The following is an 11037-nucleotide window of genomic DNA, read 5'->3' on the forward strand; positions in this document are numbered from 1 at the left end:
CCTGGGTGGGCCTGGGGGTGCGGGGCGGGGCCTGTCCTGCCTGGGCCCGTCGTTCAGGCGGGCGTGCGCAGGCCCAGGCGGAACGCCGTCTGCGCCACCGCCCCGGCGCCCACCAGCACCAGCGCGGCGGCCACGCCGTGGTCCGTGCCCAGGCCGGCCAGGGCGCTGCACAGCGCGCCGATGGCCATTTGCGTGAAGCCGTAGAGCCCGGCGGCCGAGCCGGTGAGGCGCGGGTCCACGCTCAGCGCCCGCGTGGAGACGGCCGGGCTGGTGAGGCCCGCGCCCGCGGCGTGCACGCCCATCACCGCGGCCACGGCCCAGGCCGGCGGCTGCGCTAGGGCCAGGGCCGCCAGCAGCGCCAGCGCGCAGGCGAGGCTGAGCGTGGCGCCGCAGCGCATGAGGCCGAGCGGCGCCACGCGCGGCGCCAGTCGTGACGCGGCGAAATTGCCCAGCGACATGCCCACCACCGGCGCCATCAGGTACAGCCCCACCTCGTGCAGCGGGCGGTGCAGCCGCTCCACGAAGATGAAGGGCGCGGCGGCCACGAAGGCGTAGAAGGCCGTCGTCGAACAGCCCCCGCCCAACGCGCAGGCGACGAAGTCGCGCGAGCGCAGCAGCACGCGCGCGTCGGCCAGCAGGGAGCCGCGCCGGGGCTGCGCGGCCACGGCCGGGCGCGTCTCGGGCAGGCGCAGCGCCACGGCGGCCAGCGCCACCGCGCCCAGGGCCACGAAGCAGGCGCATACCCAGCGCCAGCCCGCGTGCGACACCACCACGGCGCCGAGCAGCGGCGCCACGCCCGGGCCTATGAGCGTGATGAGGCCCAGCGTGGCCAGGCGCTGCAGGGTCTGCTGCGCGTCGGAGGTGTCGCGGACGATGGCGCGCGCCAGCAACAGCCCCGCGCAGCCGCCCAGCGCCTGCAGCAGCCGACCGGCCAGCAGCGTGTGCACGTTGGGCGCGGCCAGGCACAGCGCTGCCGCGGCGGTGTAGAGCGACAGCCCGGCCAGCAGCGTTGGCCGGCGCCCCCAGCGGTCGGACAACGGGCCGTAGACGAGCTGGCCCAGCGCCAGGCCCAGGATGTAGAGGCTGATGCTCAGTTGCGCCGCCGCCGTGGTGGCGTGCAGCTCGCGCGCCACCAGCGGCAGCGCGGGGACGAACATGTGCATGGCCAGCGTGCCGCTGAAGGTGACCAGCACCAGCAGCCACAGCGGCGGGGCGACGCGGTTTGCAGGGAACTTCATGGGGTGGTGGCCGCTCGGGGGCGCGGCCGGCGCTGCGGTTGAACGGAAGAAGGCCAAGCGCGGTGCGCGGCTCAGGGCGTGGCGGTGTCGGCGGGCGTCGTCTGGCCGGCCTCGTGGGCGAGGGCAGTGTCCAGCGCGGCGAGCACGCGCAGCGTGGCGTGGAGGTCGGCCGGCTCCACGTCGCCCAGGAGGCGGCGGCGCAGCAGGACGAGGGCGTCTTCCAGTTGCTGGGCGATGTCCAGCCCGGCGGCGGTGAGGCGCAGCCGCTTGGCGCGGCGGTCGGCGGGATCGTCCTCGCGTTGGACGAGGCCGGCGGCCACGAGCTGGTCCATGAGGCGCACGAGCGAGGAGGGCTCGATTTCCAGCGCCTCGGCCACGGCGCCGGGGCGTGCGCCCTCGGGGGCGCGGTGGATCACGACCACGGCCCAGGCCGTGGCGTGCGAGAGGCCGAACTGCGCCGCCACCCGGTCCGCCGCCGCACGGTAGCCGCGCGACAGCCGCAGCAGGCCCCGGGTGAGCTGGCGCAGGGGATCATCGATTGTTTGCATGCTAAATAATAGCTTGCGTAGCAAAGGCTTGAGGCGGGAGGCCTGAATGGACGAGCCGGTGACATCGCGGGCGCCGCAGCGGCGGTATGAGCGTGTGAGGCTGCGTGCACGCGGGTGTGGCGTTTGGTGGCGGACTGTTGCGACAGTGGCGTTGGTGTTTTCTGGCGAACTTCGTGAGTTATGGGTTACTGGCTTTTTTTGAAACACCCGTCCGGTTGGAGTTGGAATTTTTCATCCGGCTTGTGGTTGTTGCACGTATAGGACACGTCAAAGTCGCAACCTTCGCTCAAGATGTCAACAACTTTCCCATTTTTCATGGACAAATAGGTGTCGATCATGGAATCTCTGCTTTCGGAATATTCCATGTCGTCTACCCGAACGACGATAATATCGTCCATGGGAGGCAATATCGTAAATACCGGATGCATGCCTTTGGAAACCGGATTTTCATAATCGAAATTGGCATGGCGGACATTGTGTTTCCGGTATTCGAATGAGCGGATCAATTTGCTCAGCCAGTCTGTGCTTCGGCTCGTTGTCACGTAAGGATAAAAGGTCGGTCCGCATTTTTCTGTAGGCCGTGGAATTCCTTTGGAAACGGCAGGCGTTTCAGCAAGCATGTTGCGTCAAGGGCTTCAAGGGAAAAGGCAGTTGGGATAGTTTTAGTTTCTCTGATCTCACCGGTTCTTACCGGTTAAATCGCTGGTCAAGATTTTGCAGGATTTGTGCTTTCCAATAGTGCGGCTGAATATAAGGAAGTGCGCGTCGTCGAGAGGGAAGGATTGTCGAAATATTCTCATTGGCCAGAACACTTTCGCGTATTTCATGCTGATTTGCAAATGCATTGCATTTAAAATTTGCTAATATCACCCGTGGCAAAATAAAGAGTTTTTGATTTTTTACGAGCATCAATAAGATAGCCTCCACGAATACTTTGAAATCTTCCACTTTGGCCGATGCCTTCAAAATTGAAGCTGACGCATAAGAAGCGACTTTCTTGGTTTGTTATTAAAAGCCATGTAGCGGTATAAGGTTCAAACTCATGCGGCATCAACGGACCGGCTGCGACTCTTGCCTCGTTGAGTTGGAATATTTTTTTGTTGAATAATATGGCGTCACCTGATTTTCCTTTGATATAGCCTAATTCCATTTGATTCTTTTCAATCAGAAATACTGCTTCGAGTCCTGGTAAATAGTTATCTTCTTTGTAGACTTCTCCTGTTGGTACTTCTGTGGCTGTCGGTGATTTTTGGGTTGGGTTGCCTTTGAGGCAGGTTTGAATTATTGCCTGTGAAGGACTGGCTGCTACTGCCGCTTGGCATGCCAGCAAGCAGCATAAATAAAGTAAGTGGTTCATTTGTATTCTTTTGCTCTGGTTGTTTCGATATATACAGGATTGAATTTCCAAAAAATTGTTCCGCCATAAGCTGCGGTTGAGATGTAAATGTGATCATATCTTCCTGATTCTATTTTTTCTGTAATTTCTCTCTTGCCTATTTTTTTCTTTATTACTTTGTATACAATAACTTCTTTTGTGGATTCTTTAATGTCGTAAATATTGTGTGATGGATCTGAAAATCTTATTCCATGCTTTACTTTAAAATGGTTATTATAGTTTGATTTGATGTCTGCTCCGTCCCAAAAATATGCTCCGTTTGACTTGTCGGGGCCTCCCTTTAATGCATTCTTGGCGGCTTCAACCGCTGTACTCATGCCTTTGTCCTTTGCTATATTCTCTTCGCTTGCGTTCATTATTTTCATGTAGCGTTTGTTGCCGTCGCTGGTGACAAATGAGAACGTCTTCTCTGATTTCACAAACTCGGTGATGCTGTCATAGCCTCTTGCATCTCTTTGACGCACAAGAACGCTTGCCAATGCAAATAGCTCGTCTGCATCATCTTTGGTAGAGGCTTCACCATAAGACATTGCAGCAAGTTGACGAGTTTGTTTGTCAAGCTTTTCGGTCATATTTTAGTTGCCGAATCTTTGTCGAGCCAGGCGTTCATGCTTATTTTTGATTGGCCAGGAATTTTTTGCGTTCCTCCATTATCAATTGGCTTGCTTTTCTCGTAACGAACGCCGTCAATAAATAGATGGTATCTGTATCCCTCAACTGGTTTTCCTTCCTGATTTAATATTTCGAAATATTGCTCAATACTGACTTCTTCGTCGCTGTCTATTGGTGCTGGCTGGTGCAGTCTCAATTTCGGTGTACTTGTCATTGCTCCGGCAGTGAGATTTTTTAGTGTTGCCCTGAACCTCACCGCCCCAGGCGCAATCACTTCAATCCCGCCCTTCTCCAATTTCAAAGCCGCCCCCGCCGCCGCCAGCAGCACACCCAGCGGCGAACCAATTTCCACGCTCCCTTGCGTGCTCGCCACTTCTACCTGCCCGCTGGCCGCCAGCCGCGCCGCGCCGGTGTTGGCGCTGGCGTGCACGCTGCCCGTGGCGGCGTGCAGGGCGATGCCGGTTTCCGGGTTCGGCCGCCGATCGTCCGCCGCGCGGCCGAAGGTGTAGAGCACCACGCCGCTGCGCGCGGCCAGCACATGGTTGCCGCCGGCCAGCAGGTGCATGTCCTGCCCGGTGACGACGCTGGACGTCTCGCCCGCGCTGAACACCGCCGCCGCCGGAGTGAACACGCCCACGCCCGCGGGCGCCGCCAAGACCAGTTCCGGCCGCCGCCATGCGGCCACCGTGCCCAGGCCGCCGGGCGACTCGCCCTTTGCGGCGCCCCAGGCGCCGCCGCTGTCGCGCGTGGCTGCCAGGCTCTCGGCCAGCGCCTTCAGCGCCCGCGCCACGGGCAGCGGCTTTCCGGGTGACTCGTCCGCCAGCTTCGCGCCGTGCGCCTGGGCCGATTCGGCGAGCTTTTCCAGCTTCTCCTGTGCGCGCCGGAGGTCGTCCAGCGGGGCGCGCACGTCCATCTGCTGGCCGTGGCCCGTGCTGTCCGGCGTGGCGTGGGCGCTGATCAACAAGCCGGAGCCCGCGCGCAGCGCGCCGTGGGCCTCGCTGTCCAGCGACAGGCCTTGGCCGCGCGGGGCCAGGCGCTCATTGCCCTGCTGGTGCAGCAGGGCGCCCAACTGCAGCCGCGTCGCCGCGCGGCTGGTGGCCAGCTCCACGCGGCCCGCGCCCGCGCTGTCGTCCATCACGAGCTGGGTCCAGCCGCCCAAGCCGGTGGCGCTTTCGTCCAGGGACTGGCTGCGGTGGCCCGCCAGCACCGCCCCGTGCGCGTGGCCCTGGTGCGGGCCGTTGCGCGCGGCGCCGGGGAACCACGGCGGCGCGCAGGCCGATGTGCCGGTGACGCCGCTGTGCACCTCGTTGCCCGCGGCGTCGCGCTGCCCTCTGCCGTTGTAGAGCGCGCCCAGCACCACGGGGCGCTCCACGTCGCCGCCGACGAAGGCCACCAGCACTTCATGTCCCACCCGCGGCAGGAACAGCGCGCCATGGTTGAAGCCGGCGTGCGACTGGCCCACGCGCACCCAGGTGGAGCTGGCGGCCGTGCCCGGCGCGTTGTCCTGGCCGCCGGGGTGCGGCAAGCGATGGCTGCCCCGGCTGCCGCGCTGCCAGTGGAACTGCACGCGCACGCGGGCGTCACGGTCGGTGAAGACGGGGCCGCCGTCGCCCGTCACCAGCGCGCTCTGCACGCCGGCTGCCGTGGGCGTGCGGTTCAGGCGCACGTCCGGCGGCGTGAGGCTGCGCAGCGGGCAGGGGGCGGTGAGAAGTGCCGTGTCGTGGCCGGCCAGCGACGGCAACGGGTCCGGCGCGGGGGCCAGGCCGATGAAGCCGCCGGCGGGCGCGGCTGGCCCGGCGTCGGACAGCCGCACCGGCCGTGCCAGCGGCTGCGCCAGCAGGGCGGCTTCGTGCAGCGGGGGCTCGTCCTCGTCCTCGGCGGCAGGTGGGGTGAACACGTCATCCAGCGAAGGCAGCCGCGTGAGCGGGTGGGCGTGGACGTTGTTGCGGGCCCGATGCTGCGCGGCCAGGACGACGAAGCCGTCGCGCTGCGCGTCGCTGCCGTCGTGGCGCGGGTGGTCGGCCAGGGTGAAGCACGTGCCCGCCTGCGCGCGGCGCCAGGGCCCGCGCCCGTGCGAGAGGGCGCGTGCGGCGCGCAGCGCCTGGGCCTGGCGCGCGCAGACGCGCTGGCCTTGCGCGGCGTCCTCCCAGGCATAGGGGCCGGGCGTGTCGGAGAGCGTCAATCCTGGCAGCGACGGCGCGCCCGTGGCCGTGCGCACGGGGCGGGCGTCCAGGCTGCGGTAGTCGCGGCTGCGCTGGTGCAGGGCGGACGCGGCCACGCCCGCGCCGTCGCGCCAGCGCGTGAGGCTGTCTTCGGGGAAGGGCTGGCCGCTTTGCGTGAAGCGCACGCGCGGCTGCACGTTGGGCGTGAAGGCGCCGTTGTGGTCCGCGATCACCAGCGTGTGCCGGCCCAGCGTGAGGGCCGATGCGTCGCCCGCGTGCTCCCACCAGCAAAACAGGCCCTCCTCGCGCATCAGGCGCTGGATGAAATCCAGGTCGCTCTGGCCGTGCTGCACGCACAGGCTGCGGCGCGGGTAGGCGTGCGGGTCCTGCAGATTCCAGCGCCAGGCCGGGGCGAGCTCGCCGCCGTCCAGCCGGCGCGTGAAGACGGCCTCCAGCACCTGGGGCACGCTCATGTCCTGGAAGGCCCACGCGTCGCTGCGGTGCGCGAGCAGCGCCAGCCAGGGCTCCAGCACCAGGCGGTAAAGGGTGAATCCGCCGTCGCAGCCCAGGCGCGAGGCGGCCACGACGTGGGCATGCCAGGGGCGTGGGTTGGGCGCGCCGTCCTGGCACAGCAGCTCCGCCAGGGCGGGGCGGCCCAGCAACTCGTCCACGGGCAGGGCGGCGTCGGGGGACAGCGCGTGCACCACCACGCGCAGCCCGGCGCGGGCCGGGCCCAGGCGGGCGTCCAGCGCCCAGGGCTGCAGGCCGTCGCTCCAGTCGCCGGCGGGCGTGTCGCCCAGCGCGGGACCGTTGCGCGGGCCCACGCATTCCCAGACTTCCAGGTCCTCGGCCACCAGGGCGTCGGCGCCCAATGGCGTGTGCAGGCGAACGAGCCGCGTGGCCTGGGTGAAGCCGCCCAATGGGGTACTGCCGCTGGCTTTCAGTCGCACGTCCGGTCTCCCCCGCGTGGCGATGACTGCTGCTTGCAACCGTGCCCAACCCGGCAAAGCCGACTTCATTCCTGGCAAGGCCCCTGACCCGCGAGTTTGGGGGATCAGTTGTTACTGGGTATTGCGGCGATCCCTGAGCCGGCTGCTGCAGCCCTGCGGCGGCGCCGGCTGTCGCGCCGAGGAGACAATCCGCGGGTGATCAAGACCGACTCCTTCATTTCCCCGGCCGCCGCGCTGCCCGCGGCCGAGCTCGCCACCCTGGACAACGGCGTGCGCGTCGTCACCGTGCCGCTGCCGCACCTGCGCAGCGCCAGCGTGGCGGTGTTCGTCCGCACCGGCTCGCGCAACGAGAGCGCGAAGCTCAACGGCATCTCGCATTTCCTGGAGCACATGGCCTTCAAGGGCACGGCCACGCGCGACGTGCAGGCGATCAACCTGGACGCCGAGCGCATCGGCGCCGACATGAACGCCTACACGTCCAAGGACACCACCGTCTACTACCTCAACGGCCTGGGCCGCGACGCGCCGCGCATGCTGGCCATGCTGGCCGACGTGGTGCTGCAGAGCACCTTCCCCGAGGACGAGATCGCGCGCGAGCGCGACGTGCTGCTGCAGGAGCTCGTCGAGTACGAGGAGGACCCGCAGTCCGTCGTGTCGCAACTGCTGGACGTGGCCGCCTACGGCAAGCAGCCGCTGGCGCGGCCCATCATCGGCACGCGCCGGCACATCGAGCGCATCACGCGCGAGGACCTCGTGGACTACGTGCGCCGGCACTACACGGGCGCCAATCTCGTCGTGGCCGCCGGGGGCGCCGTGAACGCGGCCGAGATGCAGGCGCTGGCCGAAGAGCTCTTCGGCCACGTGCCGCGCGGCGAGGCGGCGCCGGTTGAAACCGTGGCGCACGTGGGCGGGCTGCAGTCGCGCCGCCGCGCGGGCATCTCGCAGGTCTACAGCTCCATTGGGCTGCCGCTGCCCACCATGAAGGACGGCCACCAGGCCGGCGTGCTGGCCGCCACGCTGTTTGGCGGCGGCATGAGCGCCCCGCTGGTGGACCAGGTGCGCGAGCGCCTGGGCCTGGCCTACCACGTGGCCAGCGAAGCCGAGACCAGCGACGTGCACGGGCTGCTGATCGTGGACGCCATCACCCAGCCGGACAAGCTGATGGCGTACCTGCGCACCGTGGGCCGGCTGCTCAAGGAGCAGGCCGCGGGCGTGGACGCGCTGCAACTGGAGCGCGCGCGCAACCAGCTGCTGGTGCAGGCCGTGCACAAGCAGGAGCGGCCCTTCAGCGCGATAGAGGCCGCCGCCGAGCAGCTCTTCGTCCACGGCCGGCTCATCGGGGCGGACGAGGCGGTGGCGCAGATCGAGGCCGTGACGGCCGAGCAGGTGCGCGCGGTGTTCGAGACCATGCTGCGCGCCGCGCCGGCCATTGGGCTGGCCAGCCGGGCGAAGGTGGGGGAGGTGATGGAGGCGCTGCAGGAGGGGTTGAACTGAGGCGGAGGGCGGCGTGAGGGTGGGTGGTGCTGGCCGGGGAAAGTTGGCTGGTTGCCGCATCCCGTAAGCCAAGGCGTTTCGCCTCCCAACTTCGTCATTCCCGCGCAGGCGGGAATGACGATTCGGGGGGCGCTGCGGGTTCGTCTGCGGCTGTGGCTTGCCTGCAGCGGCCGCGGTGCGTGCGCGGCGCAACCAAGCCGCGCGGCGACGGCCGCTGCGACAGATGTCGCGGCCCGCGACGGCTGCCGTGCAACACCTGTCGCGGCCGCCGAGTCCGTGTTTTCCCCGGTGCCTTGCCCTGTCGCACGGGGGCGGCGCGCGTGCCGGGCGGCTTGGCATGGAAGCTGCGGAAACGGCTCCGGCGGCCACTGATCGATGCCGCTCGCGATCCCAGTGACGAACGACGATTTCCAGGAGACGACCGTGAACAACACAAACCTTGGCGCGCTGCGCTGCAAGCACATGGGGGCGCTGGCCGCCCTGGGTCTGGTGATGGCCGTGGGGACGGCCCAGGGCGCGGGCAGCGGCCCCGGCTTCGACGACCCCGACAACTGGCCGCAGTACCACCGCAGCTCCAACGCCTGGCGCTTCAGCCCGCTGCAGCAGATCGACAAGCGCAACGTCGGCAAGCTGCACGTGGCCTGGATCCACCAGCCCGGCACCATCACCCACGGCCTGCAGGCCACGCCCATCGTGGTGGACGGGGTGCTCTACTCCATCGCCGCCGACAACAACGTCTTCGCGCTGGACGCGGCCAGCGGCCAGGTGCTGTGGCGCTACACGCCCAAGCTGGACCCCATCGTCAAGGAGGTGTTCTACGGCTCGGCCAGCCGCGGCGTGACCGTGGGCCGCGGCAAGGTGTTCATCGGCTCGCTGGATGGGCGCTTCATCGCGCTGGACCAGAAGACGGGCAAGCAGCTGTGGTCCACGCAACTGTCGGACATGAAGAACGAGTACGGCGCGCTGTTCTCCTCGCCGCCGCAGCTCGCGGGCAACATCCTCTTCGGCGGCACCACGGGCGGCGACCAGCCCACCATAGGCAAGATCTACGCGGTCAACGCCGACACCGGCGAGCGCGCCTGGACCTTCGAGGTGCCGCGCGACGACCCCAAGAGCTGGCCCGGCGACAGCCGCAAGAAGGGCGGCGGCTCGGCCTGGCTGCCCGGCACCTACGACCCCGCCACCGACACCATCTACATCGGCACCAGCAACGCCGCGCCCGACTTCAACCGCGACGACCGCTTGGGCGACAACCTCTACACCGCCACGCTGCTGGCGCTGGAGCCCAAGACCGGCAAGGTGAAGTGGCACCGCCAGGAAGTGCCCAACGACACCTGGGACTTCGACGCCGCCTACGAGGCGCTGCTGGTGCCCGACGGCAAGGGCGGGCAGTCGCTGGTGCACCTGAACAAGAACGGCTTCGTGTACGTGATGAACCCCAGCGATGGTTCCATACGCAACGTCTGGCAGTACACCGAGAACATGAACTGGGCCAAGGGCGTGGACCCCAAGACCGGCCTGCCCATAGACCCCGTGTACCCGGAGACCTCCAAGCAGAAGCTGCACTGCCCCAACTTGCTGGGTGCCCGCAGCTGGAACCACGGCGCCTACAACCCCAACACCAAGCTGTGGTACTCGCACGGCATGGAGGTGTGCAACACCGTCACCAGCGCCAAGCAGGGCGAGGTGCCGGCGGTGGGCATGCTGTCGCTGGGCCTGTCGGAGATCACGCTGACCAACCCGCCGGGCAAGAAGGCCGACGGCTGGCTGGGCGCCTTCGACCCGCTCACGGGCAAGCAGGCGTGGAAGGTGCGGTTTGACATGCCGCCGCTGAGCTCGGCGCTGGCCACCGCGGGCGGGCTGGTGTTCACGGGCGACATGCACGGCCAGCTCTACGCCTTCGACGCCGACAACGGCAAGCAGTTGTGGAGCTTCAACGCCGGCTCCGGCGCGCGCGGCGGCCCCATCAGCTACGCCGTCAAGGGCAAGCAGTACATCGTGATCCCGACGGGCCTGGGCTCGCACGCCCCGGGCTTCCTCACCGGCGCCTTCCCGCAGATACGCGATTTACCTGGCGGCGCGGCGCTCATTGCCTTCACGGTGGACTGACGCGCGCGCTGCGGGCTTCCATCACCGAGCGCATGCCGGCGGCGCCTTTGGTGCCGCCGTTGGGGAGGGCGGCCGGGTTCCTGGCGGCTGCCCTCCGTCTTTTTTTCTGACGCGCGAGCATCACCATGACCCGAAAACCGCTTGCTTCCCGTGTTTCCCGTGCCTCGCAGGCCCGCCTGGGCTGGGCGCTGCTGTGCCTGGGCGCGCTGGCCGCGCCGACCGCGCGTGCGGCCGAGCCGCCCTTCGCGCTCACCGACCCGGCGCGCATAGAAGCCGGCAAGACGCGCTTTGGCGCCACTTGCGCCGCCTACTGCCACGGCAGCGAAGGCGTGGGCGGGCGCGCGCCCAGCTTCAAGGGCCGCAGCGACTTCGTGCCCGCCGCCGCCTTCCAGACCATCACCGAGGGCCGGCGCGGCGCCGACATCATGCCGCCCTGGGGCAAGGCGTTCACGCCGGAGCAGATCTGGGAGCTGGTGTCCTACCTGAACTGGCTGTCCACGCAACCGGCGCCCTAGCCCGGATATTTCA

The 11037-nt window shown here is 67.0% G+C and carries 9 protein-coding genes; 3 read left to right on the plus strand and 6 right to left on the minus strand.

What is annotated here, in order from left to right; all coding sequences use genetic code 11:
- Positions 1 to 53: 53 nt before the first annotated feature.
- The 6 genes from ALA01S_RS12795 to ALA01S_RS12810 form a co-directional block, all read right to left on the minus strand.
- Positions 54 to 1238 (minus strand): multidrug effflux MFS transporter, encoded by a 1185-nt coding sequence (locus tag ALA01S_RS12795; protein ID WP_066336890.1) that lies wholly within the window; start codon positions 1236 to 1238, stop codon positions 54 to 56.
- Between the two features lie 71 nt (positions 1239 to 1309).
- The gene (locus ALA01S_RS12800) at positions 1310 to 1786 is read right to left on the minus strand and encodes a MarR family winged helix-turn-helix transcriptional regulator (RefSeq protein ID WP_066336893.1); all 477 of its coding nucleotides are present in this window, start codon (positions 1784 to 1786) and stop codon (positions 1310 to 1312) included.
- A gap of 185 nt (positions 1787 to 1971) precedes the next feature.
- A complete protein-coding gene (locus ALA01S_RS32950) occupies positions 1972 to 2406 on the minus strand; it encodes a hypothetical protein (RefSeq protein ID WP_157118975.1) in 435 nt (144 codons plus the stop codon).
- A gap of 230 nt (positions 2407 to 2636) precedes the next feature.
- Complete coding sequence (locus ALA01S_RS32955) at positions 2637 to 3143, minus strand: hypothetical protein (protein ID WP_157118976.1); 507 nt, start codon at positions 3141 to 3143, stop codon at positions 2637 to 2639.
- Entirely contained in the window at positions 3140 to 3754 is a 615-nt protein-coding gene (locus ALA01S_RS31765; RefSeq protein WP_084267502.1) for a hypothetical protein, read from the minus strand. Before ALA01S_RS31765 ends, ALA01S_RS32955 begins: the two co-directional genes overlap by 4 nt.
- Positions 3751 to 6906, minus strand: a complete 3156-nt coding sequence (locus ALA01S_RS12810; protein WP_169805911.1) for a type VI secretion system Vgr family protein — start codon at positions 6904 to 6906, stop codon at positions 3751 to 3753. Before ALA01S_RS12810 ends, ALA01S_RS31765 begins: the two co-directional genes overlap by 4 nt.
- A gap of 195 nt (positions 6907 to 7101) precedes the next feature.
- Between ALA01S_RS12810 and ALA01S_RS12815 the strand changes: the two genes are divergently transcribed.
- From ALA01S_RS12815 to ALA01S_RS12825, 3 genes are all read left to right on the plus strand, one after another.
- The gene (locus tag ALA01S_RS12815; RefSeq protein WP_066336901.1) at positions 7102 to 8400 is read left to right on the plus strand and encodes a M16 family metallopeptidase; all 1299 of its coding nucleotides are present in this window, start codon (positions 7102 to 7104) and stop codon (positions 8398 to 8400) included.
- A gap of 423 nt (positions 8401 to 8823) precedes the next feature.
- Entirely contained in the window at positions 8824 to 10509 is a 1686-nt protein-coding gene (locus ALA01S_RS12820) for a pyrroloquinoline quinone-dependent dehydrogenase (RefSeq protein ID WP_238455785.1), read from the plus strand.
- 125 nt (positions 10510 to 10634) lie between these two features.
- Positions 10635 to 11024: a c-type cytochrome gene (locus tag ALA01S_RS12825; RefSeq protein WP_066336902.1), complete on the plus strand. Its 390-nt coding sequence runs from the start codon at positions 10635 to 10637 to the stop codon at positions 11022 to 11024.
- Positions 11025 to 11037 lie beyond the last annotated feature (13 nt).

The sequence above is a fragment of the Azohydromonas lata NBRC 102462 genome (assembly GCF_001571085.1).
In the GTDB taxonomy this organism is placed as follows: Bacteria; Pseudomonadota; Gammaproteobacteria; order Burkholderiales; family Burkholderiaceae_C; genus Azohydromonas; species Azohydromonas lata.